30 protein-coding genes are annotated in these 23,666 nt (G+C 56.3%); 22 read left to right on the plus strand and 8 right to left on the minus strand.

Translation table 11 applies throughout. The annotated features are described in order from the left end of the window. Positions 1-492 precede the first annotated feature (492 nt). From KYK29_RS20990 to arsH, 5 genes are read left to right on the plus strand one after another with little or no spacing between them, the layout of a single operon-like run. Positions 493-855, plus strand: a complete 363-nt coding sequence (locus KYK29_RS20990; protein ID WP_183827035.1) for an ArsR/SmtB family transcription factor — start codon at positions 493-495, stop codon at positions 853-855. Continuing rightward, positions 848-1,387, plus strand: coding sequence for an arsenate reductase ArsC (locus tag KYK29_RS20995; protein WP_254692847.1), 540 nt, complete (start codon positions 848-850; stop codon positions 1,385-1,387). The genes KYK29_RS20990 and KYK29_RS20995 overlap by 8 nt, the downstream gene beginning before the upstream one ends. Positions 1,388-1,395: 8 nt before the next feature. Further along, positions 1,396-1,821 carry an arsenate reductase (glutaredoxin) gene (gene arsC / locus KYK29_RS21000; protein ID WP_024846003.1) on the plus strand — a complete coding sequence of 142 codons (426 nt, stop codon included), beginning with the start codon at positions 1,396-1,398 and terminating at the stop codon, positions 1,819-1,821. A 9-nt stretch (positions 1,822-1,830) separates the two neighbouring features. Continuing rightward, a complete protein-coding gene (arsB, locus tag KYK29_RS21005; RefSeq protein ID WP_024846004.1) occupies positions 1,831-2,886 on the plus strand; it encodes an ACR3 family arsenite efflux transporter in 1,056 nt (351 codons plus the stop codon). Further along, entirely contained in the window at positions 2,886-3,578 is a 693-nt protein-coding gene (gene arsH, locus KYK29_RS21010; protein WP_036748515.1) for an arsenical resistance protein ArsH, read from the plus strand. The genes arsB and arsH overlap by 1 nt, the downstream gene beginning before the upstream one ends. Positions 3,579-3,727: 149 nt before the next feature. Here arsH and KYK29_RS21015 read toward each other — a convergent pair whose 3' ends face one another. The 4 genes from KYK29_RS21015 to KYK29_RS21030 all read right to left on the minus strand — a co-directional run bounded on the left by KYK29_RS21015 (position 3,728) and on the right by KYK29_RS21030 (position 6,433). Further along, the gene (locus KYK29_RS21015; protein ID WP_183831609.1) at positions 3,728-3,868 is read right to left on the minus strand and encodes a hypothetical protein; all 141 of its coding nucleotides are present in this window, start codon (positions 3,866-3,868) and stop codon (positions 3,728-3,730) included. A gap of 94 nt (positions 3,869-3,962) precedes the next feature. Continuing rightward, positions 3,963-4,355, minus strand: coding sequence for a hypothetical protein (locus KYK29_RS21020; protein WP_040673268.1), 393 nt, complete (start codon positions 4,353-4,355; stop codon positions 3,963-3,965). Between the two features lie 74 nt (positions 4,356-4,429). Further along, the gene (gene groL / locus KYK29_RS21025; protein ID WP_254692848.1) at positions 4,430-6,064 is read right to left on the minus strand and encodes a chaperonin GroEL; all 1,635 of its coding nucleotides are present in this window, start codon (positions 6,062-6,064) and stop codon (positions 4,430-4,432) included. 51 nt (positions 6,065-6,115) lie between these two features. Next, entirely contained in the window at positions 6,116-6,433 is a 318-nt protein-coding gene (locus KYK29_RS21030; RefSeq protein WP_009452379.1) for a co-chaperone GroES, read from the minus strand. Positions 6,434-6,938: 505 nt separating this feature from the next. Here KYK29_RS21030 and KYK29_RS21035 point away from each other — a divergent pair. The 12 genes from KYK29_RS21035 (at position 6,939) to KYK29_RS21090 (ending at position 16,894) form a co-directional block, all read left to right on the plus strand. After that, positions 6,939-7,202, plus strand: a complete 264-nt coding sequence (locus tag KYK29_RS21035; RefSeq protein ID WP_056246011.1) for a hypothetical protein — start codon at positions 6,939-6,941, stop codon at positions 7,200-7,202. Then, positions 7,199-7,501 (plus strand): hypothetical protein, encoded by a 303-nt coding sequence (locus KYK29_RS21040; protein WP_056246015.1) that lies wholly within the window; start codon positions 7,199-7,201, stop codon positions 7,499-7,501. Before KYK29_RS21035 ends, KYK29_RS21040 begins: the two co-directional genes overlap by 4 nt. Continuing rightward, positions 7,494-7,637, plus strand: a complete 144-nt coding sequence (locus KYK29_RS21045; protein WP_183827057.1) for a hypothetical protein — start codon at positions 7,494-7,496, stop codon at positions 7,635-7,637. Before KYK29_RS21040 ends, KYK29_RS21045 begins: the two co-directional genes overlap by 8 nt. 36 nt (positions 7,638-7,673) lie before the next feature. Further along, the gene (locus KYK29_RS21050) at positions 7,674-7,916 is read left to right on the plus strand and encodes a hypothetical protein (RefSeq protein ID WP_039194737.1); all 243 of its coding nucleotides are present in this window, start codon (positions 7,674-7,676) and stop codon (positions 7,914-7,916) included. Next, positions 7,913-8,185, plus strand: coding sequence for a hypothetical protein (locus KYK29_RS21055; protein ID WP_183827060.1), 273 nt, complete (start codon positions 7,913-7,915; stop codon positions 8,183-8,185). Before KYK29_RS21050 ends, KYK29_RS21055 begins: the two co-directional genes overlap by 4 nt. A gap of 52 nt (positions 8,186-8,237) precedes the next feature. Then, positions 8,238-8,513: a DUF1488 family protein gene (locus KYK29_RS21060; protein WP_183827063.1), complete on the plus strand. Its 276-nt coding sequence runs from the start codon at positions 8,238-8,240 to the stop codon at positions 8,511-8,513. Positions 8,514-8,525: 12 nt separating this feature from the next. Continuing rightward, positions 8,526-9,338: a transglutaminase-like domain-containing protein gene (locus KYK29_RS21065; RefSeq protein WP_254692849.1), complete on the plus strand. Its 813-nt coding sequence runs from the start codon at positions 8,526-8,528 to the stop codon at positions 9,336-9,338. A 584-nt stretch (positions 9,339-9,922) separates the two neighbouring features. Continuing rightward, a complete protein-coding gene (locus KYK29_RS21070; protein WP_254692850.1) occupies positions 9,923-11,902 on the plus strand; it encodes a DUF6119 family protein in 1,980 nt (659 codons plus the stop codon). 72 nt (positions 11,903-11,974) lie between these two features. After that, a complete protein-coding gene (locus tag KYK29_RS21075) occupies positions 11,975-13,255 on the plus strand; it encodes a phosphoribosyltransferase-like protein (RefSeq protein ID WP_254692851.1) in 1,281 nt (426 codons plus the stop codon). Positions 13,256-13,434: 179 nt separating this feature from the next. Further along, positions 13,435-14,586, plus strand: coding sequence for a reverse transcriptase family protein (locus KYK29_RS21080; RefSeq protein WP_254692852.1), 1,152 nt, complete (start codon positions 13,435-13,437; stop codon positions 14,584-14,586). A 105-nt stretch (positions 14,587-14,691) separates the two neighbouring features. Continuing rightward, positions 14,692-16,083: an ATP-dependent nuclease gene (locus KYK29_RS21085; RefSeq protein WP_254692853.1), complete on the plus strand. Its 1,392-nt coding sequence runs from the start codon at positions 14,692-14,694 to the stop codon at positions 16,081-16,083. Next, positions 16,070-16,894, plus strand: a complete 825-nt coding sequence (locus KYK29_RS21090; RefSeq protein ID WP_254692854.1) for an ATP-binding domain-containing protein — start codon at positions 16,070-16,072, stop codon at positions 16,892-16,894. Before KYK29_RS21085 ends, KYK29_RS21090 begins: the two co-directional genes overlap by 14 nt. A gap of 302 nt (positions 16,895-17,196) precedes the next feature. Here the strand turns inward: KYK29_RS21090 and KYK29_RS21095 are convergent, their stop codons facing one another. The 3 genes from KYK29_RS21095 to KYK29_RS21105 are packed head-to-tail and all read right to left on the minus strand — an operon-like array spanning position 17,197 to position 20,251. Further along, positions 17,197-18,747 carry a hypothetical protein gene (locus tag KYK29_RS21095; protein WP_254692855.1) on the minus strand — a complete coding sequence of 517 codons (1,551 nt, stop codon included), beginning with the start codon at positions 18,745-18,747 and terminating at the stop codon, positions 17,197-17,199. 8 nt (positions 18,748-18,755) lie between these two features. Further along, positions 18,756-19,310 (minus strand): DEAD/DEAH box helicase, encoded by a 555-nt coding sequence (locus KYK29_RS21100; RefSeq protein WP_254692856.1) that lies wholly within the window; start codon positions 19,308-19,310, stop codon positions 18,756-18,758. Then, positions 19,310-20,251 (minus strand): HamA C-terminal domain-containing protein, encoded by a 942-nt coding sequence (locus KYK29_RS21105; RefSeq protein WP_254692857.1) that lies wholly within the window; start codon positions 20,249-20,251, stop codon positions 19,310-19,312. The genes KYK29_RS21100 and KYK29_RS21105 overlap by 1 nt, the downstream gene beginning before the upstream one ends. A gap of 308 nt (positions 20,252-20,559) precedes the next feature. On the opposite strand from KYK29_RS21105, the gene KYK29_RS21110 reads away from it, so the two are divergent. The 3 genes from KYK29_RS21110 to KYK29_RS21120 all read left to right on the plus strand — a co-directional run bounded on the left by KYK29_RS21110 (position 20,560) and on the right by KYK29_RS21120 (position 22,065). Beyond that, positions 20,560-21,087: an antirestriction protein ArdA gene (locus KYK29_RS21110; RefSeq protein WP_254692858.1), complete on the plus strand. Its 528-nt coding sequence runs from the start codon at positions 20,560-20,562 to the stop codon at positions 21,085-21,087. A 194-nt stretch (positions 21,088-21,281) separates the two neighbouring features. After that, positions 21,282-21,497 carry a transcriptional regulator domain-containing protein gene (locus tag KYK29_RS21115; RefSeq protein ID WP_254692859.1) on the plus strand — a complete coding sequence of 72 codons (216 nt, stop codon included), beginning with the start codon at positions 21,282-21,284 and terminating at the stop codon, positions 21,495-21,497. A gap of 49 nt (positions 21,498-21,546) precedes the next feature. Further along, positions 21,547-22,065, plus strand: coding sequence for a DUF2285 domain-containing protein (locus KYK29_RS21120; RefSeq protein WP_254692860.1), 519 nt, complete (start codon positions 21,547-21,549; stop codon positions 22,063-22,065). 17 nt (positions 22,066-22,082) lie between these two features. On the opposite strand, the gene KYK29_RS21125 is transcribed toward KYK29_RS21120, so the two are convergent. Then, a complete protein-coding gene (locus KYK29_RS21125) occupies positions 22,083-22,370 on the minus strand; it encodes a DNA -binding domain-containing protein (RefSeq protein ID WP_254692865.1) in 288 nt (95 codons plus the stop codon). Between the two features lie 462 nt (positions 22,371-22,832). On the opposite strand from KYK29_RS21125, the gene KYK29_RS21130 reads away from it, so the two are divergent. Both KYK29_RS21130 and KYK29_RS21135 read left to right on the plus strand, forming a co-directional pair. Continuing rightward, positions 22,833-23,102: a helix-turn-helix transcriptional regulator gene (locus KYK29_RS21130; protein ID WP_018426335.1), complete on the plus strand. Its 270-nt coding sequence runs from the start codon at positions 22,833-22,835 to the stop codon at positions 23,100-23,102. Then, positions 23,103-23,666 (plus strand): replication initiator protein A (locus KYK29_RS21135; RefSeq protein WP_254692861.1); only part of this gene is annotated, 564 nt, incomplete at its 3' end. It lies immediately after the preceding gene.

Below are 23,666 nucleotides of genomic sequence, written 5' to 3' on the forward strand. Positions count from 1 at the left end.
AGGCCCAATCGCCCATATTTCACCGAAGTCAATTGGCGTCATTCGTGCAGCCAAAGCCCAACGGCAACTTACGGGGAACGATCTATTGGACTTGAACGACTAGGATGAGGGCGAATAGAGGCCGTTTAATGCACCATAAACAAGTCTGCGCAGGGTCAAAATCGACCAATCGACCGGAAGCGATTCGAACTTTTTCACCGCCAGACACCGCCGTTTCTACGCTTTTTCGCGCAAGGACCGTCTGATGCTCTTTGTTCGGGCGTAGTTTCGCCGGTTATCGGCGGCAACAGAGGGCAATCGGCGGTATTTGGCGCGCCATACCGGGTGATGATGAGAACTATATCTACTCTATTCCCCTCCATAGCCCTCCTTAAGGCTGTTGCCGCCGCCAACGCGGCCTCACTCGGTTAGGCCATCGCGAATTTCCGCTAGCACTCAGCGGCATTCTGCCATATGAGTTATCTCAATGATTCTTGAGTTATTGAGATTATGATGCACGAGAAGCAAGCCCTCAATGCCTTCGCCGCGCTGTCGCAGGAAACGAGATTGCGCATCGTCCGGCTGCTGGTGACTGCCGGCCCGGAAGGCATGTCGGCCGGAGCAATCGGCGAAGCGATGGATGGCGCATCTTCGTCCCGTATGTCGTTCCATCTGAGCCATCTCGAACAGGCCGGGCTTGTCGAGTCCCGCCGTGACGGGCGGTCGATCATCTACAGCGCCGCGCTGACCACGCTGGCCGGTCTCGTCGAATTCCTCATGCGCGATTGCTGTCAGGGCCACCCGGAGGTCTGCAATCCGGCAATGGCCGCGCTGTCTTCCTGTTGCGAACCCACGAAAGGAACCTCCCATGTCTGACGGACAAGAGCATCGCGTCTTCAACGTCCTGTTCCTCTGCACCGGCAACTCGGCACGCTCGATCCTCGCGGAAAGCATCCTGAACAAGGATGGCGAGGGTCGCTTTCGTGCCTTCTCTGCGGGTTCGCAACCGAAGGGGACGATCAATCCCTTCGCGCTGAAGGTATTGAAGAGTTTCGACTACCCCTCTGAAGGCTTCCGCTCGAAGGGTTGGGAGGAGTTCGCGGGGCCTGACGCGCCTGTCATGGATTTCGTGTTCACCGTCTGCGACAACGCTGCCGGCGAAGCCTGCCCGGTCTGGCCCGGCCAGCCCATGACCGCCCATTGGGGTATCGAAGATCCGGCGGCCGTCGATGGAGCGGATATCCAGAAGGAAGCCGCCTTCGTTGCGGCCTTCCGCTACATGAAGAACCGTATCTCGGCTTTCACGTCCCTGCCGGTCGCCAGTCTCGACAAGGCGTCGCTGCGCACTAAACTGACCGAGATCGGCCAGTCCGATGGCGCGTCGTCTCCACGCAACAGCGCAGCGTGAAGCCGGCCATGGACGTCATCATCTATCACAATCCCGATTGCGGCACCTCGCGCAACACGCTGGCGATGATCCGCAATGCGGGCGTCGAGCCGCATGTCATCGAATATCTGAAGACACCGCCGTCGCGCGAGATGCTGACCCGACTTATTGCGCGCATGGGCATATCGGTGCGGGAACTGCTGCGCGAGAAGGGCACGCCCTATGCGGAACTGGGCCTTGGCGACCCGGCTTTGAGTGACGCGCAGTTGCTCGACGCCATGATGGCGCATCCCATCCTGATCAACCGACCCATCGTCGTCAGTCCGAAGGGCGTCAAGCTCTGCCGGCCGTCCGAGGACGTGCTCGACCTGTTGCCGCCGCAGCGCGGCGCGTTCGTCAAGGAAGATGGTGAGCGGGTGATCGACGAACACGGTCGGCGCGTGGCCACGACCTGAGGGAATTGCATGTCTACCTTCGAACGCTATCTCACCCTTTGGGTCGCATTGTGCATCGTCGTTGGCATCGCGCTCGGCCACTTCCTGCCGGGCGCATTTCAGGCCATCGGCGCGATGGAAATTGCCAGCGTCAACTTGCCCGTCGCCGTGCTGATCTGGCTGATGGTCATCCCCATGCTGCTCAAGATCGACTTCGCAGCACTGGGCGAGGTCGGCCGCCACTGGCGCGGCATCGGCGTGACGCTGTTCATCAACTGGGCTGTGAAGCCGTTCTCGATGGCGCTGCTGGGATGGCTGTTCATCGGCTGGCTGTTCCGCCCCTATCTGCCGGCGGACCAGATCGACAGCTACATTGCCGGCCTCATCATCCTTGCCGCCGCACCCTGCACGGCCATGGTGTTCGTCTGGTCGAACCTGACGAAAGGCGAACCGCATTTCACCTTGAGCCAGGTTGCCCTCAACGACGCCATCATGGTCGTCGCCTTCGCGCCCATCGTCGGCCTGCTGCTGGGCCTGTCAGCCATCACCGTGCCATGGGGCACACTGGTCCTGTCGGTGGTGCTCTATATCGTCATTCCCGTTATCATCGCGCAGATCATCCGTCGCCGGATGCTGGCGAGCGGCGGGCAGGCCGCGCTCGACCACCTGCTTGCAAAGCTCGGCCCGGCCTCCCTCGTTGCGCTGCTGGCGACGCTGGTTCTGCTCTTCGGGTTTCAGGGCGAGCAGATTATCGCGCAGCCCGCAATCATCGGCCTGCTGGCCGTGCCGATCCTGATTCAGGTCTATTTCAACTCCGGTCTTGCCTATCTGCTCAACCGGCTGGCCGGCGAGCAGCATTGCGTGGCTGGACCCTCGGCGCTAATCGGCGCATCGAACTTCTTCGAACTGGCGGTTGCCGCCGCCATCAGCCTGTTCGGCTTTCATTCGGGCGCGGCGCTCGCCACTGTGGTCGGCGTGCTGATCGAAGTGCCGGTGATGCTCTCGGTCGTCTGGATCGTGAACCGCTCCAAAGGCTGGTATGAGCGCGGCGGCAAGGTGTCCGAACTTGCGAAAGAGCAGCGTTGATGCCGGGCGATCTTCCCAATCTTGCTGCCGGCTGCGTTGCTACTCCCAGCCTTGGTCGGCTGCGCGTAACCGAACCCTCTACCCATCCGCCGCGTATCCTGCTGCTATATGGCTCGCTCCGCGCGCGATCCTACAGCCGTTTCCTGACATACGAGGCCGAGCGCCTGCTGAAACATTTCGGGGCGGAAACACGCATCTTCAATCCGTCCGGCCTGCCGCTGCCGGACGGCGCTCCCGTCGATCATCCCAAGGTGCAGGAGCTTCGCGAGCTCTCGCTCTGGTCGGAAGGTCAAGTCTGGACCAGCCCGGAGCGTCACGGTGCGATGAGCGCGGTGATGAAGGCACAGATCGACTGGATTCCCCTTTCGGTCGGCGCGGTAAGGCCGACGCAGGGCCGGACACTCGCCGTCATGCAAGTCTCCGGCGGCTCGCAGAGCTTCAACGCCGTCAACCAGATGCGGGTGCTCGGCCGCTGGATGCGGATGGTGACGATCCCCAACCAGTCGTCCGTCGCCAAAGCATATCAGGAGTTCGATGAAGCCGGCCGGATGATACCATCGTCATATTATGATCGAGTGGTCGACGTGATGGAGGAGTTGGTGAAGTTCACGCTGCTAACGCGCGATGTATCATCCTACCTGACCGACCGCTATTCCGAGCGAAAGGAAAGCAGCGACGTTCACCTCCGATGACGAACGGCACTGTCGGATACCTGCTTTAAGGTGCATGGAGCGATTCTCTGCCGCGCCGAACTCACCGGAAGTATTCTGTCTATCGGGAGCTGTGCGAGTGAAGTTGAAGGTTATGCCACTGGGGAGCTCAGCCCGAAAATTCCGACAACTCAAATGAGCCGGTTGTCCTCGGCCTTCTGGCGGGCGCGGCGACGTGTGCCGTCGGTGTCCGCCTTCCGGTGACGTTCGGCAGCCGCCTTGCGGATCTGCTCGAAACGATTGTCTTCGACCTGCGGGGCTATCGGCTGCATATCTGTCTTCTTGACAAACGAAATCATTGCTGACGTTCCTTCCTGGGGCGGGTGGAAACGCCCTGGCGCCTGCCTGAGCGCTTTAAGCGGGGTATTATGCGCCAAGTCCGGTGACACAGCCCTGGACTCCAAGCCGGTCGGCAGTCGTCTGGCCCGGCATCGTTGCCCAGCCACCGGCTTCGACGAACTGCCGTTTCTTGTAGCTGTCGGATATAGCCTTGAACTCAGCAAGTTTCGCGGCCGCATCCGGCGCTGCGTTGAACCGTTCAACGCATATGGCGGACGCCAGTTCGCCACGCGCCGTGTCGCCAGCGGTCACGGCCATCTTCTGTGATGTGCCGCCGGTGACCCAGCCGCCCCAGGCGAATCCGACGACGATCGTTGCGATGATCGCGGCGATGCATGCCCAGACCAGCATGGTCTTTGAAGGTTGGTAGTTCTCCCAACGGCGGGAGAGAGACGGGTTCGTTGTGCTCTGCGTAGCCATGGTGGTCTTCCTTCCAGATTGTGGTGAGGATTGCTTCATCCGACCGTGCCGGCCGAACGGTTCAGGCACTGCTCTCAGTATCCCATTCCACCCATGCCACCGTTGCCGGCCGTTAACGTGGAATCCTTCGCTGGGACGTCGGCGATCATCGCCTCGGCGGTGATCAGGAGCGCCGCGATCGAGCCGGCGTCCTGCAGGGCGGTTCTGACAACCTTGGCGGGATCGACGATGCCGGCCTTGATCATGTCGACATAGGTTTCGGTCTGGGCATCAAAGCCCTGGTTGGGGTCCTTGCTGTCCGTGAGCTTGCCGACCACGATCGAGCCCTCGACGCCTGCATTCTCGGCGATCTGTCGGACCGGCGCTTCAAGCGCCCGCCGCACGATCGAAATGCCTGCGGTTATATCGGCGTTGTCACCTGTCAGAGGGGCAAGCACCGCTATGGCACGCAGCAGCGCCACGCCGCCGCCCGGCACGATGCCTTCCTCGACAGCCGCGCGGGTGGCATTCAGCGCGTCGTCTATGCGGTCCTTCTTCTCTTTGACCTCGGTCTCAGTCACGCCACCAACACGGATGACAGCGACGCCGCCGGCGAGTTTGGCCAGCCGCTCCTGCAGCTTCTCCTTGTCGTAGTCGGAAGTCGTTTCCTCGATCTGCGCCTTGATCTGGCTGATGCGCGCCGCGATGCTTGGCTTGTCGCCGGAGCCGTCGATGATTGTCGTGGTATCCTTCTCGATCACGATGCGCTTGGCACGGCCGAGCATGTCGAGCGTGACATTCTCCAGCTTGATGCCGTGATCCTCGGAGATTATCTGGCCGGCGGCCAGCACCGCGATGTCCTCGAGCATGGCTTTGCGGCGGTCTCCGAAGCCGGGAGCCTTGACCGCCGCTACCTTGAGGCCACCACGCAGCTTGTTGACGACCAGCGTGGCGAGCGCCTCGCCCTCGACGTCTTCGGAGATAATCAGCAGCGGCTTTCCGCTTTGCACCACTGCTTCCAGTACGGGCAGCATGGCCTGCAGATTGCCAAGCCTCTTCTCATGAATGAGGATGTAAGGGTCATCCAGTTCCACGCGCATCTTCTCGGGATCGGTCACAAAGTAGGGCGAGAGATAGCCGCGATCGAACTGCATGCCCTCGACCACGTCGAGCTCAGTCTCGGCCGTCTTGGCTTCCTCGACGGTGATGACGCCTTCGTTGCCGACCTTGTCCATCGCCCTCGCAATCATCTCGCCCACGGTCGCGTCGCCGTTAGCCGCGATCGTGCCAACTTGGGCGACCTCTGCCGACGACTTGACCTTCCTGGCGCGAGTCTGGATTTCCCTGACGACGGCAGCGACACCGAGATCGATGCCGCGCTTCAGGTCCATCGGGTTCATGCCGGCAGCGACCAGCTTGGCACCCTCGCGCAGGATGGAAGCGGCGAGAACCGTCGCGGTGGTGGTTCCGTCGCCGGCGAGGTCGTTGGTTTTCGAGGCCACCTCGCGCACCATCTGCGCGCCCATGTTCTCGAACTTGTCGGAAAGCTCGATCTCCTTGGCGACGGTCACACCATCCTTGGTGATGCGCGGCGCGCCATAGGCTTTGTCGATGACGACGTTGCGGCCCTTCGGCCCGAGCGTCACCTTGACGGCGTTGTTCAGCAGCTCGACGCCGCGCAGCATGCGGTCGCGGGCGTCATTAGAGAATCTGATTTCCTTGGCAGACATGATGTCGGGTCCAGTTCGGTTGTGAGGATCACAGGATCGGAAGCTGGCCGCTCAGGCACTTTTCCTGCTCGCAGCTTCGGTCTTCTCAACGATTCCCATGATGTCACTCTCCTTCATGATCAGAAGGTCTTCGTGATCGATCTTGACCTCGGTCCCAGACCATTTGCTGAACAGGATGAGATCGCCCGGCTTGACGTCGAGCGGGATCAGCTTGCCGCTTTCGTCGCGGGAACCTGGGCCGACGGCGATGACCTCGCCTTCCTGAGGTTTTTCTTTCGCGGTGTCGGGAATGATGATCCCGCCTTTGGATTTGAGATCGCCTTCCGCACGTCGAATGACGACGCGGTCATGGAGAGGCCGGAATTTCATGTGGTTCTTTCTGAGGCCGGCGCATAGGGCGGCCACCTCAGATACATAACCCCGTTGGCACTCGAATGATAGGAGTGCCAAATGTATTTCTTTGAAAAGGCGCAACTGGGGAAAATTTATGTCGTTTCTATCGATGCAGCATTTGTTGTTTTCAATACGTATTTTCTGATTTTTCAATGCGATTTATTTTTATGGAAGAGCCATTATTCAATTCCAGATAAAATAATATCGACCCGCTCCTTGCTTACCGGGTAGGGACAGCCCATATATAAAACTCGTTGATTTGGCCGACTTGGCTTTTTGCGGTGTCAGAGACCCGCCATTCACCACCGAATTCTCGATAGCGAATGCATCAAGCGCCGACCCGGCGCGCATATCGCTCTGTTCGAACCTTGGAATGAACGCGCCGCTGACCACGGATGTACTGGCAGCACGGAAGTTCGTTCCGGTTCGAACGGGAATGATGCAGGAGGCGCGTTTGCGTGCTCCTGCGGAGGTATCGACCATGACAACGCGCACCACACAAACCATCGTCCGGTTCTCCGCACCCTTCATGCTGCCCGGCTTCGACGCCGCACAGCCCGCCGGCGAATATCGCGTGGACCAGGATGAGGAACTGCTGGAGGTATCCTCCCGCCTTGCCTGGAGACGTGTAGGCGCCTTCATCCACCTGCCCGCCATCGGCATTGATGGCCACACACATCAGATGGCGCCGATCGATCCCGCCGATCTCGACGCCGCTCTCGAAAAGGATCACCAACAATCATGATATCGACCAACCCAATCCGACGCACAATCCGTCCCGCCCGCCACGAGGCTCCTGCTCATCTCTTCGCGATCGGACAGGCTGTCCGGCTCAAGGGCGGTTTCATGAGACCAGCTTTGCCCGCCGATATCTACCGCATAACCGGCAGACTGCCGGCTCGGGGAGATTCACTGCAATATCGCATCCGCAACGACGACGAACGCCATGAGCGAGTGACGACGCAGGACAGCCTCGAGCCGGTCGACATGTCGCAATCCGGTAATGGCGCAACCCTCATCGAAAGGACGTTCGGACATGGCTAAAGGCCAGAAACGAAGCAATCGCGAGATCAGAAAGCCGAAGCAGGAGAAGGCTCCGCCAAAGCCTGAAAGCACCTTCGGCAACCAGATCAAGGTCGCTGCAAATGCCAACGCGTCACAAGGTAAAGGCAAGCGCTGAGGCAGTGCTGCTCCGGCTGAAAGAGCAATGGGCGCCATGAAAGTTGTCATCGAGTTTTACCGCACGCGGGAGACAGATGACGCTCATGCCGTCGTGGGCCGAGAGGCGGTAGAAGCCGTCGATCTCGCTAACGCCATTGAGATTGCGCAACTGCTTTCGCAGACGCTCGATATGCCTCAACGGCCCGACGCCATCGCGATCACCGACTTATCCGGTAACGCGCTATTTTCCGGCATCATTGATGCCGACGTGACCACTAGAGAAAGGCCACGATCATGACCCGATACATAGATGAAACCGAACGGGAGCGGCACGACCGCGCGATCGGCGTTTGGGACAATGAAGGTGGCGCATCTGTCCGGACACCAGGCGACGAACAATATGGCCGCCGTATCGAAGCCGACCGGTCCTGGACCATCTACCATGTCTTCACCGGCATTCCAGCCAGCCGGGAAGGGCTGGAGATGATCGGCCTTAGCCACTCGGTCGCAACCGACGGCATGCTTTCCCTGAATCGTCGGAATGAGGGGGACGCAAAGAGCAAATGAACGGTCTTTTGCGTGTGCCGCCGCTATTGCAAACAGCCAGAGCAGATCGACGATGACCCTTGAATTTCCGAACCCCAGCCGGAGCTTCGACGAAGTGCGCAACGCCATTCGTTTTATCGGACACGACGGCATGTTCGAAGTGCCGTTCTTTGTCGAAGTGGAGGCGCTCGCCAAGTCCTCAGCAGGATTGCGCAACATGGAGCTATCGGAGGAGATGTATCTTTCGACTTTCGATTCGGCGCGCAGGTCGATCGAAGATGTCGCACGCGAGGCCTACTCCCATCGTCGCCAAACCTCCTATACGCTTACTGCCGCTGATTTCCGGTAAAGACATCACTCGATGCTGATCCGCTACGGGTATGAGATCACACTGACCTGTCAGCAGCCGACCGCCCTGGTTTGCCTGCTATCGGTCCATGAGGACCGCGCGGCCGACATCACGGTGCCGGAAACGACGTTTACCAACCCCGACGTACCGGTCTCGACCTACCGCGATCTCTTCGGCAACCGCTGCCGCCGTCTTGTCGCGCCGGCTGGCGACATGACCATGTGGGGCGACGCAACAATCCGGGACAGCGGACAACTGGACAGGGTGCTGCTTAGCGCGCGCGAACTCGCGGTGTGGGACCTGCCGGACGATTGCTTCGTTTACCTCATGGGCAGCCGCTATTGCGAAACCGATCGGCTCAGCCAGATCGCATGGGACCTCTTTGGTGCGATCCCTCCGGGTTGGGGTCGCGTGCAAGCGATCTGCGACTTCGTGCACAACCACATCCGCTTCGACTACATGCAGGCTCGATCTACGCGGACGGCTTTCGAGACATTCAGTGAGCGGGTTGGCGTCTGTCGCGATTTTGCGCATCTGGCAGTAACCTTCTGCCGATGCCTCAACATCCCCGCTCGCTATATCAACGGCCATCTCGGCGACATCGGCGTGCCGGTCGTCGATCCGATGGATTTCAGCGCCTGGATGGAAGTGTTCCTCGATGGCGAATGGCACACCTTCGATCCGCGCAACAACGTCCCTCGGATCGGCAGGATCGTGGTGGCGCGCGGCCGTGACGCAGCCGACATACCGCTCGTCAATTCCTTCGGACCACACGTCCTGAAGGGGTTTAGGGTATGGACCTACGAGATCGCAGGAACAAGCTGATGCTGTCGATGTGCATGTTCCCAAACTCGGTAAGATCCCGACCGAGTCCAGGCTATCTATGCGCGCTTTAGCGCTCCCCTATTGAATTTTCGTTAGGGCGCTGACATCAGGGGCACAGCTGCCATTCACAGCCGCACAAGTGGCTACTGCGAAGGATCAAGGCGACTAATCGACGGTAAGCGATTCGAACTTTTTTACCGCCAAACGCCGCCTTTTCTACGCATTCCGATATACAGGCTATCCTCTCTTCCCTTTTACAGGCGTAGTTTCGGCGGCTGGAGCGTATTGTGGAGGGTAATCGGCGGTATTTGGCGCGCCGCACCGGGTGAAGATGACAGCTACGTCTACTCCATAGCCCTCTAAAGGCACGCTTTCTTTGGGATGCCGGAGGTCGTGGCTTTGAATGTGAGGTTACTGCTCAAGAGATTTCTTCGATCACGTCAAAGACGAAGCGATCCCCTGCGTTCGAATCCCTCCCGTTCCGGCAGGTGACAGCATTTTGCCTGCCGGGCCGAAGCCGATGAAACAGAGAACTACGTCCACGCTATAGCCCTCCAAAATCCTCCTGAATAGGACAGAGGCTCATGGCAACCCCGCTGGATACCGCCATTTCCAGACTGTCGCGCAATGTAGGTTACACGCTTTTCCTTCCGTCGACTTATGGTAGTGTTTTGGTGGGCCTTGGGGGGATTATCATGGGAAAAGCGCGACCATTCTCTATTTATCTACTGAAAGAAGATTTCGACCCGACAAATTCTCTGAGAGAAGATCACGATCTTGAGGCAGCCGAAGCAACCGACCTGCCAGAAGGTGCAGCGCTTTACATACTCGACGCCGCTCCGAAACCTCCATGGTGGAGAGGTTATTTCGGCGTCACAGAACCTCTCATGCAGCAATTTAAGGGAGCGCTCGTCTTCCTTCCGGTCGGTGGACGCTGGTTTGCTCTATCTTTCGGGCCGGTTTTCCATCATCTGAACGACGCCGCCTATGAATACGATTTTGGCCTAAGGGTAACGCTGAACAGCGTCGATCCTAACGAATTGAAGAGCGCCGACATGGTCGCGCCCGGCGTAGCGCGCCGAAAAAGAACTCAGGTGCCGGTTTCGACCGAACTGACCTATCTTGATTTCGATGGAAATAGCGAAATCATCAAGAGTCTCACCGGTAGGGTTAAGGAAGAATATGAAGAGCTGTTCAAGAACGCGACTGGCTCGGTATCGCTAAAAGTAAGTCTAAACCTCGAACCCGGCGAATTACCGGGCATATGCGAGACTTTGCTCACTCTCTATAGTGCGGACGATTACAAGACCTCATTTCCTAACATACAGAATATATCGCCGGTCAACGATCCGCTAAAAATCGCCGAACTTGATAATTTACTGTTAAATTCCCTGAGGGCGAAGGACGGTAAAGCCACACTGACCATCCCTGACATCATCGATTATCGGGATAATACGTGTTGCATCTTCCAAGGTGATGGACGAGCCAGCGATGTCTTCCCGGACATTTCGCTGGAGGAATTCTACCAGTTCCTCGGGCAAGACTATGATCTCGCCGGAATGACGGTTGAGAGCTTCAAGAACTTTCGAATGATGTTGACGGATATCGATGGAGCGCCCGGCCGGAGCTATAGCGTCTATCGATCTCTGATTTACGATGGAGAGCCCGAGGGAGAGGGCCTCGTCTACCATTTGTGTGAGGGAAAATGGTATCGCGTCGAAAAAAGCTACATTGATCGGTTGAAGAATTATCTCGACGCAAAATGCGCAAACTCCGATCTACCGCCTTACAATCACGACGCCGTTAAAGACGGAAAAGCCGTTTATAGCGAGGAAGGATACAACGCAGCCATTCCGGGCTGGAACAATGCTTTTATCTGCCTTGACCAGACCGATATCAGCCCAGCAGGTAGCACGCAAATCGAGCCATGTGATATCTATACGGTTAGTGCCGACGATGGGGCCTCATGCGGCCAACGGTCGTTCTTCTACCACCTTAAGATTTCAACCCGTTCTTCTCACCTGAGTCATTTATTCAATCAAGGTGTCAATTCGGCTGACCTTATCCAATTGGAGTCGGCATCTCGCGAAAAGCTGAAGGTACTGGTGACGGAGAAATTAAACGGAAACGATCCAGAAATATTTCTCGCGCCCCTAGATTCCTTCGACTTCAAGGTCGTTTTCGGCATCATCACACATAAGAACATAGACGATAGATCGGATAACCTGCCACTATTTTCGAAAATCAGCCTCATGCGTAACATGCAGCAGCTTGATGTTCGAAAGATACCTTCCGTTCTAATGTTCATAGAAGACCAAAGTCCGAAGAAGCACGGTCATCCCAAACACGAGAAAATAGTTATCGAGATCGTTGGGCTGGATAACGGCAAGACCGAAGTAAGAGCGGTCGATGGTCAGGGATACGATCCTGCGATTCCGATAAAATCGTGCCCGAAGGAGGTTCGAGAAAGCCCCGCCGGAACGCGCTACAGGTTGATAGTGAAAAGAGCGGAGGACGGCGCGCTCTCAAGCTATCATGGCTGGCCATTCGAAATTGCAGCATAGTCTTGGCTGATTCCATCAGGCTGCTTCTGAAACAATAGCTCGAGTCAGGTTCGCGGGAGGCACTCCGAGGTTATGGACGACGATACTGCTTCTAGAAAGCTGATCCTTACCCAACAAGGCCAGCGCTGGTTAAGTCAATTTGATCCGTTGGATCAGGACGCAGCTACGCTGCTAGCGAGTTCGCTCGCCTTGGTTTCACACAATGAGTTCAGACGAAAACTCGAAGATCAGATCAACGAGGCTGCGACGGCGGTTGAAGGTCCCGTTGCGCTCTTTGCTGTCCGCGAACTTCCTAAGCACTCCCCCGAACCCTGGATGACACCAATGGTGCAGGCATTTTACAGCTGCGCTGTGCCTAGTGCCGACGGTCGTAGCGTCAATCCGCTCGATCAAACTACCGACTTGGGTAGTGAAGCGATCATCGTCCAAATAATTCGCCAGATTACTAAGGCCAACACAAATAAATTTATTAATCATCCAACTCTAGAAGAAATGCGTGTTCGTCGATGTAGAGCCATAATTTTGGTGGATGATTTCATTGGATCTGGCGGACGAATTATTGATTTCATCCAAAGTCTATGGATGGAGCCAACCATAAAGTCGTGGCACTCAACAAGATTTATCGCGTTTCATGTTGTGACGTATTCAGCGATGGAAAGCGGTGCTGCACATGTGCGCCGTCACAAAGCGAATCCTACAATCAATTTCCATCGAGAAGCTCCGACCCTCTATACTCTTCCAGTTAGTCAAGAACGAAAAAATCTCCTCGAATCGCTTTGCCGAAACTACGGAAAGCGCGCTCTAAAAGGGCGCAAAAACATGTGGCTCGGATACAAGGGAGGAATGTGCTCACTGATATTTGAGCATGGATGCCCAAACAACACGCCAGCTATTCTGTGGGAAACGAAGGACACTCCAGTCGGCTGGGTAGGGCTGTTTCCTCATAGAACAATTAGCGGAGAGGTTGCTTCAGTTTTTCCGCCCGAGATCATCCGAGGTGATGCCGTAAGCATATTGATGGGATCAGGGCAGAAACAACTGGCGAGGTCCGGCGCCTTATCACGCGCAGGCGAAGTGGGGCAGACGGTCCTACTAATTCTGGCCTTGGTCGCTGGGGGGCATCGAAAACGCTCCACAATCTCCTTTGCCACAGGACTGAGTACAAAGGACAGCGAGAGGATTCTTGAGCGATGCATCAAATGGAATTTCCTCACTCCCCAACGCAGAATAACACCGCAAGGTTTGGCGGAACTCCGGGCCGCCAAAAAATTCAGACCGGGGAGCAAAGATGCCATTGAGCGCGGCTCGGATTATTACTATCCTCGGCAGTTGAGAGGGGCGCAGGCTGATTAGTGTAAGCAAGCAACGCAAGTTGCTTGCGGCCGTCTTTGGACGGTCGTCGGGGCAAGGATTTCCTGTACCTCGTGGAATAGCTCAAGCTTGGCTGGAGACGAAGCGCTCTGCAAGACTCCAGCGTAAGCCTTGGGCAGCAGAGCGCTTCGTCGCCTGCGGCGACGCATCGGAGTAACAGCGTGTGGTCCTCTCAACTTTACCGATCAGAAGCAAAAAACAAGGGAATCCCTGCTGGGACCATACATGAGGCAATAGTTCAGTCTGAAAGGCTGATCTATGGCGATCCCAGCCTTCCCTCGATTTTGTCACTGAATCATCTCTCTGTTCGCTGTGGCGTTCACTACACAGAACTGCGCACGTTTGTTGCCAGAACAACGGTAGATGCCGACGAACGGGCATTCCCCTATGAAAAATTTTCTATTCGAAAACGCTCCGGCGGACGCCGGTTTATCTACGTCCCAAATCGCTCGCTGATGAAGGCTCAGCGCTGGATAAATGAGCATATTCTAAAGCCAATCAAGCCGCACAGCGCGAGTTATGCGTTTGTCGAAAAAAGCTCGATTATGAAATGCGCAGCAGTTCATTGCGGTTCATCTTGGCTCATAAAACTCGACATATCAGATTTTTTTGAATCTGTATCGGAGATACAAGTCTATCGAGTTTTCAGGAAGGTAGGTTACTCGGCGCTTGTCGCTTTCGAGCTTGCAAGAATCTGCACAATCCAAACTCCATTTCGTAGTCCACGAGAAAAATTTAGGCAATGGCAGGTCCGATCAGCTAACCATAAAATCTCATCCTATAATGAAAGGCTGCTTGGGTACTTACCTCAAGGGGCCGCAAGCAGCCCGCTCCTATCGAACTTGGTGATGCGCGATTGCGACGCTGCTTTGTCGCAGATCGCGGCTCGGTTCGGCTTGAAGTACACACGCTATAGCGATGATCTGACTTTTTCCTCGTCGAACCCAGATTTCGGCCGCGATAATTGCCAAAAAGTAATTTTTGAGGCTTATGCTGTCCTTTCTAAAGCAGGATACCGACCAAATGCGAGGAAGAGTACAGTTATTCCTCCCTCGGCCAAAAAAATAGTACTTGGACTTTATGTTGACGGGGCTGCACCTAGACTTAGGAAGGAATATAAAGATCGGATTCGTCAGCACCTTTATTTTATTGAGAAGCATGGTCCCGTGAGGCACGCATTTGAACGAAAATTTGATTCTACTTGGGGAATGAAAGCGCACGTCAAGGGATTGATAGATTTTGCGAAGATGATCGAGCCTGATTACGCAGAAGTTTGTAATCAGAAATTTCAAAGGATTGACTGGCCCGTGTAACCGATCCCACTTGGCTGGGCTGCTTGACACGCCACCCCTTCGTCTTTGCGGCGAGTGAATGCTAGAATTGCGCCCAATACAATACCGGACACGGGGGAAGCCGGAATGCACGTTGTAGGTCTCAAAATCTCCGGCTTCCGGGGTGTTCGTTCAGCGGAAATCTCGCTTGGCCGACATACGGTGCTGGTTGGCCCCAACAACAGCGGCAAGACAACTATCATTGAGGCGCTGGCCTTGCTGTTCGGGCGCGACCGACTAGTGCGCCGTCTCACCGAGCATGACTTTCACGGCAGCGCGCCGGACGAGCAGGCTCGCATCTTGTGCATCGCCACCGTCGCAGGCTTCACGTCCAACGACCCGCAACACCATTCCTCTTGGTTTAGTCCCGAACGCGGCGTGGAGAAATGGTTCGATCCGCATGCCAAAACCCTAAGCGCTACGCCGAACGCGCAGCACACCGATCTGGCCGTGCAGATCGGCTTTGCGGCACGCTTCGATCTTGACGAACTTGAGGCCGAGACGATCCGCTTCTTTGTGGACGACGAAGCTACTTTGGGCGACCCGTTCGCAGAAGACGCGCACTTGCGCACTATCTATACCAAAGCGCTTCAAGAGTTGGGTTTCTTTCTAGTCCCGGCGTCGCGCACATGGGATCGCTGGATTTCCTTTTCGTCGGAGCTATTCCGCCGCGTCGTAGCAACGCGCGGGGACATGCCCGCGCAGGCCGTCCGCACCGAACGGGCACGCCTTTGGACGCCGCCCGAAGGCGCGCGGCTCGAAGACCAACCGGGCCTGTCCGAGATCATCGGCGCGGCCAATGACGAGTTGCGCACCCTCATGGCTAGCGCGCCCAAACTCCAGTTACGCTTGACTTCGACCGACAGCGATTCCGTTCTAGAGAGCGTGGTGCCACATTTCGTGCACGGCGCGGGGCCGACCCTTCCCTCGCAGCGGCAAGGCACGGGACTTGTCTCGCTACAAAGCCTTCTCTTGCTAATGCAATTCGGCAAGGCGCGCGCCGAGACGGGGCAATCCTTCGTGCTCGCGGTCGAAGAGCCCGAACTGCATATCCAGCCTTCGCAGCAGAAGCGGCTGGTCAACCGCATCAATGCGTTGTGCAACCAGACCCTCGTAACGACGCATTCGCCTATCGTGGCTGCAATGTTTCCCGCGCCCGACACGCTATTCATCGAGACGCGCGGAGGCGTGCTGAACGCCAAGCCGCTCATGGACACGGTGCCCGCGCAGCCGACCAACCACCAGCAACACCTGCTCTTTGCATGGCGGCAGAAGCTAGTCGCCGCACTTATGCACGAATGCGTGCTGATCCCCGAAGGGGTTTCGGACGTGGCGTGGCTTGAGTCGCTTCAAACTGCCCTTGAGCTGAATCAGGGCTGGCAGGACGTCGACAACGATGCACCACTTCGTGGCAGCGGCGGACGCCTTCCAATGCCTTCACCACGGACGCGATACCACGCCCCTCATGGACTGGCTTGAAGGCGCGGGACAAACCCACCGTCTCACGCAGGTTCGGCGCACCACGCAGCAGGGCTTGCTGGCCGCCGCGCTCGCCGTGCGCGAAGGCCGCGATATGAAGACGGTTCTGGCAGCCAACACCTTCAACAACCGCACATCATGGAACGGCGCAGGTTTCCGCCTTCAAGACGCAGCGGCAACGCAGGCGAACACAGGGCTTCTCGCATGGGCGATTGCCAATGATATAGCGCAGCGCCAAGGCCCGGTTGTCATTCTCACCCCGGATGGAAGCAATGCAATTATCCGCGCGGCGCTTGCTACCGTTCAGACAAGACAGTGGACGCGCAACAATGGCGCGACCTTCGGGCCGTATCCGCACACATGGGACCGACACGACAACGAAGAAGCGAACGCCTTGCTGGCTGATATCGCCTTGCCGGAAACGGCGTCCTACGCCGATCTTCGTGCGCTTCTCACGCCTTTGGCCGGACATGCGCCAATCGCGCAAGCCATCAATCGCATGGACCGCTTGCGCCGCGCGCACGGGCAAGCGGCTTTCACCGCCGCGCAAGTCACCGAATTTGTGCTGGAGTCCGTGCGCAACCGTTCGCGTTTGGGCTTCCGGCAGCAACGCGGTCATCTTGTTATGACAATCCAGCGCGCGAAGAACCGCGAGTTTCCAAACGTCATCGTGCTTTGGCCGCACACCGCCACAGGCGGCGCGGAACATCTGCGCAGGTTGCTCTACAACGGCATCACGCGCGCGCAGAACCATTGCACGGTTATCGTGCTGGGCCAGAACCGGATGAACGTACCGCCATTCGCGCCATAGCCTGTGATCGGCTGTCGCAGCGAAGGGCCATGCTAACTGGTAGGGCGGGCGAGAATTCCTGCCCATAGGGCAACCCACCCAAAATCCGCTATCCATTTGAAAATTAAAGAGATAGCCGGTCAATTTGTGCGGTAATCGGCGGTGTTTGGCGGGCCGAAGCCGACGAAACCGAAAACTACACCTACGCTATAGCCCTACAAAATGGAGGCTAGAAAGAGGTGTCAACGGGGGCGGAGAGATGCCGGGACGCTCCCGTTCCGGCCCTAAACGTTCGCGCACCCGCTAAAAACCTACAGGCTAGTCTAGATCGCCTTTTCCGTCGGCTCCGGATCGTCAAGCGTGATCCCATCGAAAAAGAAGCGAACTACGTAGCGATCAAAGGGACCAAGTGACCTAATCGCTAACACTGCATCTTTTCCAAGATTCTTAAAGCGATCAATTGCCTTCAATAGGTCCATGCTGGGGTCTTGAAAGTCAATCAAACCTGATGTGTGAATTTTTTTGGAAATCATGCGCGGCAAGCCATATTCTTCAAGATGGTAGACTGCACTCGGTAAAAATGCTCTGCTCATTCTGCCTATAAAGGCAGAAATGTCGATTGACGGATTAATAATCATCTTATGCAGTTCGTTTGTATCGCTCAGAAGGGCCGCCAACTTAAACGTCATCGTCCGTTCGAGCTTGAAAAAATCTTCAATATCAACGCCATCGCCTTTAAGACTCGATATTAGTTGAGGCAAATCGCGATCCCAATTGTGAGCCATCGCCTTAGTTGCCGTCACAAGTTTTCCAAATTGCGTATCCCAATTACCGGGCTTAAGCCGTAAGACCCTGTAGAGCATATTGTCCCAGTGATCGGGGTTGCTGGAGTTCAGATAGCCAAAGCCACGCCATTCGTCGGGATTATCTCTCATATCCATTGCTAGCCTAAGCAAGAAATCCGCGTCGCTATCTTGTAGGATGTTGTCGCGCTTGATTCGCGAAAAATTTGCGTCGCCAATGATCGCGGACATTTGTGTGCGATACTCAATTATCCGCTCCACTTGCCGATCCGTGAGTTGATCCGAATCCCGCACCTCATCGAGCGTTCCCAATATTTCCTCTGGGAAATCAATATCAAGCTGAACGTCCTCAGATTTTGGCGGGGCGTCGAGAAGGTATATATTTCCGACGAAATACTTAAACATTCGTCCGCCCCGGCCAATTATGTTCTTATATGTAAAGTCCTTAAGGTTTGTATTTCCTAGCTTGCTTTTCCACACAATGACATTTTGAGCAGACGTATTGACGCCTTCTATTATTGACGATGTGGATACGATGCTATCGAATCCATCTTCATACTCGAAAAGACGTATTTGGAGCTGACTGAGGCATCGATGCATGCTGCCGTTATGAACGCCAATCGCTCGATCAACCAAATCAGCCAAGCTCCAGTCCGGCTGATAATTTTGCCTAAGCCACTTTGAGAAGTGGCTTGTATATATGCGATCAACGGGTTGAATTTTTGATATAACAAGTTCTGAAATTTTCTTTATTTCAGAATACGTCCCTGCATATATCAATGATTTTTGTGTTTGCTGAGAAATTAAATCTATTAATTTTTCGCCCTTCTTGATTTCGTCTTTTCCGAATTCCTTATACGGCTCCTTAATATCAAGATATACGGTATTAAAGTCTAGAAGCTCGACGAATTCCATGTCACGAGTAAAGGCGTTGTCGCTCAATCTTTTGATGTTTGGCGCAAGGTAATACCTCTGCTTTGCCTTCTTCGAGAGCTTCAGGATCGCTTTAATGAGCGCAGGCGCGCGATCACGGTCATGCTTTTGGCTTGCCTTGTAAAACTCATCGACCACTAGCAAGTCTATGCTATCAAGCGCATCCAGATAACCGAAAGCACGCTCCTGCGGAAATATAAGTATATTTTTATACCAAGTTTAGTATCTGGTGCTGTGACTATTGTATACTCCTCAGAGAATTTTTTGAACAATCGGCGGCGCGTTTCGTCCATCAGGGCGATAGTGGGCACGATAATCACTACATTGCTCGGCCTTTTGGCTGCAATGAATGCATCAATGACAAAACTCTTTCCGAAGCTAGTCGGAGCGCTAATCGCTATGTTCTTGCCATCCAAAAGCTTGGCGAGAACGCTCGACTGCTCGCGATGGAGTGTTGCGACGCGCCGACCAACATCAACTTCAAATGCATGATGAACATATTTCTGATCCCATGAAGCGTTTGCCAGTTGCAGGTAAGGGAATAGCCCAGTCGCGCGGATCATATGATTGACCACTTGCGGATAAGGGGTTTTGGAATGATCGAGGTCTGCCAGTAGGCGGATCAGGAGATTTCTGGCGGCGATCTCGTTCTTGAGCGTCAAAAGCCTGTTGATCTCGTAGCAGGTATCAAAAATATCCATTAGCTCTGCCCCTTATAGAAAGCGACGGCTTGGACGAAAGCGCTAACGATTTTCTTCTTGCTAGGGACTGGAAACAGGATGATGTGAAAATTTAGATCATCATATTTGTGGACCGAGCCAGATTTCGCGATTTGCTTAAGGAAATAAGCGTCTGCGCGGCTTTTATGAAATTTGATAATTTCCGCCTTGTAGGCTTCGCTTAGGTCTTTTGCCCCTGAAGTAATCGAGCATTCGTGCAATAGCAGAATTGGAATATGAATTTTTGCCTTCAAGTTGTCGATGGATTCTCTGTTATCCAAAGCGGCTTTTATTTTGGCCCGAAGATCTGGCGCGATTGGCAGGCCGTCAAGATCAGATACGCTGGTTATAATAGCATTTTCTTTTTTTAACTTGTTCGTCGAAAGCGAATTCATGACCGAGGTTACGACGGAATCCAAGCGAGCATCAGCAATGGAATTGTAGAATTTTGCCTCTCCAAACCACAGCGTAAAATCGTCTCCATCAATGACGATATGAACACTGTCCGCGCCTTTGGCGTTGTCCTGAACATTTTGCTTATAGAAAATTTTCGGGACTACGGGCAGTGCGCCAAAGCGATGACGCATCAGGCCATACAAAAAGACTTCGGCAATTTCACTGCCCTGTCCGATCTCATCATTGTCTGTAAGCCTCAGATTCTGAGCCGCTGCGATCAGACTGCTGTGGCTTTGATCCACAAGGGAAGATCGCTCTTTCTCAGATAGGGCAGTTTGAGCGATATTATCCCACAAGTAATTTTGAAACTTCGGGTAACGCCATTCCGCATCCTCAAAATCATTTATCAAACTTATTATACTATTATTGACTATTTCTGTGAGTTGCGCTGTCGATGTTACTGAAGAAAGAGAGTCATCTATCAAAACCTCAAATGCTAGCCCAGACATAAAAATAGACTCCCCCACCGAGACTTTCCCCGTCAGATGACGCTACAATTTGAGAGGATGCATGACTAGGTATTTTGTCGATGACCTCCGCGCAGATCATCGTCCTGTCCCTGACGCTCTCTTGTTGGTTCGTTAGCACAGGCCTTAGGGCTCCGCCCTCAGCGCACTTCGAAAGGCTTCCGCCCAGCTTCCTCCGCGCTTGACGCGCTCCGTGCAGCCGGTTCCCCGCGCAGCCTCCCTCCGTTTGCACACCCGGTCTCGGCGACGGCCAGAAGGTCAGGCGCGGCGTTCCGCTTCGCTGACCTTCAGACCCGAGGATCAGAGACATGACCAACGTATCCGACAGCAACCCCCGCATTTATGTTGCTTGCCTTGCAGCTTACAATAACGGCTTCCTGCATGGAGCTTGGATCGACGCGGATCAGGACGCCGGCCAGATCAGGGACGAGATTGCGGCAATGCTTGCCCGTTCCCCTGTCGAGCACGCGGAGGAATACGCCATTCACGACTACGAGGGCTTCGAGGGCGTCAGCATCTCCGAATATGCCGGCATCGACAGCGTGGCACGGATGGCCGCTTTCATTGCAGAGCATGGCGCACTCGGCGCGGGCCTGCTGGAGCAGTTCGGCGGCGAAATGGACCAAGCCGAATCCACCTTGGAGGACTGTTATCATGGTCAGTTCGCCAGCCTTGCCGACTACATGGAGGAGCTGACCAACGAAAGCGTCACGATCCCGGAGGCGCTGCGCTACTATGTCGATTGGGACGCGATGGCACGCGACGCCGAGATGGGCGGCGACCTGTTCACCATCGAGACCGCGCACGGCGAAGTGCATGTGTTTTCCAACAGCTGAAAACAAGGCTGCCTATCCGTGCTGATATGGGCAGGCGTCCGGGATTTACCGGCTGTCGCCAACCCAAAAGCACCAAAAAATGATCGGGTTAGCCGCTCAAGGTATCTGCTTTGAGCGGCTTCTATATTTCCAGTGATCCTTGAACCTCTCTTTGCCGGACGCTGCCCAGCGTCCCGGCTTGGGGAGGTGACGCCATGCTCAGCATCGATTGGCGATCACCGGCGGCATACGGGCATACAAAACACATCCCTGCCGCTGGTTTCGCTTGGGAATATTTGCGCCGCAACGACGAATATCGTCGGGACTGCCAGACCATTGCATCGACGGGAGGGATGGCTGCCCGCGACCTTGAAGCGATCACGGATCGCTGGGGGTTGCGATTTCCCATGCGATCCCGACGCGCCGCATGACCTGCAATCGCCGATCTGGAGTCCTCGCCTTCAACCGCAAGCCGTGAGGTTGTCGCCCGTCGATCACAAGAACGACGACACCGAACCAATATTGACGCTCGCGCATCTCGACGGTCTTGATCTGCGCCGCGCCGCCGATGGCTGGCACGGCATCTGGCACGTGGATGGCGTCGCGCACCAATTTTGGCTGCCCGAGTCAACGCCGGATGCCGCCGCTTTCTATTCCGTTACGCTGCCGATGGATGCTTTTCTGGAGCTTCGCGCTCATGCTGCCCGCCGTTTCTGGCGATCCCTCAACGGCCGCGCGCCCGGTCCCGATTTCCGGGCCGTTCCCGCCCAGCTCCGGCAACGGTACATGCTGTCGCTGCGTGCGCTCGACGCCCGGCTGCGCGGCGAAAGTTATCGCACCATCGCCGAAGTCCTGCTCGGCTTTCGCGGCACCAAGGAAGACTTTGAGAACGACCCGCGCAAGAACAAGGCACGCCGCCTGGTCGCGCATGGCATTAGGATGATGCGCGGCGGCTATCGCCTGCTGCTCCACTACCCGATCAAGCTCGGCAAGCGTTGATCATGCGGGCGTGGTCCTCACGCCTTGTTACCTGCCGCCTGCTCCAGAATCTTCCGATAGCCTTCACGCGATAGCCATTGCGCACGTTCTAGGTGGCTTTGCCAGCAACGATAGGTCCGAAGTTCCTCGGCCACCGGATCGCGGTGCAACACGATCCGCGCGACTTCCTTCCAGTCCGCATCTTCGGCCTTCGCATCGAGAAGGCGCAGATAGGTGACGTAATGCCGTTGGTCATAGACGGTTATGGTGTCGCCGGTCGGCGCTTCATCGTCCACATCTGGATCGAGTTCGACGGGCACCCGCATAGTCATTCCCCGTATCCGAGAGAGCTTTGTCTGCGGTGCGCCCCCGCAAACGATTCTCTCTGACTCTTGGTGATCGGGGAGTTCGAAACCGTCACGAAACGGCCCCATGGCCTTTAGCTCGGAAAGCCTGTTGTATACGCCACAGGCTCCCCGACCATAGGTCAAGGAGTTGGTGCCGTTCTGGCCAGCACCAGCCATTCGTGAGGGGTTTCGACGCCCCAGAGCAGCGCGTCTGCTCCGCTGCTATTCTTAGCCGAACCGCGTGCGAATGTCTCTGGCTTTTCGGTGCGGCAGGTGTTGAGCCGCTGAAATCCCTCATCTATTGGCCGCGCACCGCCCCGGAGGGGGGGCCGCCAGCGCATAGGCGCAAATGCGGCACGCTACGCACCGCCGATCCCTCGCCATGGTTCGCCACAGTCCGCTGCCGCCCCTCGGCAGCCGAATCCCGACTGGAGGTGATCCATGCCCAACCCGCTTGCGGGCCTGCCGCCGCGCCTGCTGCGCACCAAGGAAGCCGCGCGCTTCCTTGGCATATCCATCAGAACCCTTGAGAAGCATCGCACCTACGGCACCGGACCAACCTATCGCAAGGTCGGCGGTCGCGTCCTCTACACCGTCCGCGATCTGGAAGACTGGAGCGCGGCCGGCGAGCGCAAATCCACCCGCGACAAGACCGCCGGCACCGTCTTTCCCGCGCGTCCTCTCACGCCCGAAGAACGGGGCGACTGCTAGATGCTACGCGAGGACGATCACGACCCCGCGCAGCCGGCCGAGGATAGCGAGCGCAGCCGCCTGGACCCCTTCGTGGTCGCAACGGGCGACGCGCCGCCGCGCGACCAGCGCGACTTGATGGAACGGCCGTTTTTCTCGCTGGCGAAGACCCCGCGCACCAAGCCGATTCTCTACAAGGCCGCCGATATAGAGGTGCAGGTGTTCGGGATGCCCGAGCACGGCATGGCGACCATTTGGGACGCCGATGTGCTGATATGGGCGGCCTCGCAGATCGTCGCGGCCGAGAACAACGGCCTCACCACTTCGCGCTTTGTCCGATTTACGCCTTACCATCTGTTGCGCGCCATCGGGCGACCTACCGGCAATCACCAATACCGGCTTCTGAAAGCCGCGCTGGCACGGCTCCAATCGACAGTCATCGCCACCACCATCCGCAACGGTCCGCATTGGCGTCGCCGGCAATTCTCATGGATCAACGAGTGGGAGGAAATGGCGACGCGCGCCGGCCGCGTCGAGGGCATGGAGTTCGTCCTGCCCGAATGGTTCTACAACAGCGTCATCGAC

The sequence above is a fragment of the Shinella daejeonensis genome (assembly GCF_024281235.1).
GTDB classification, from domain to species: domain Bacteria; phylum Pseudomonadota; class Alphaproteobacteria; order Rhizobiales; family Rhizobiaceae; genus Shinella; species Shinella daejeonensis.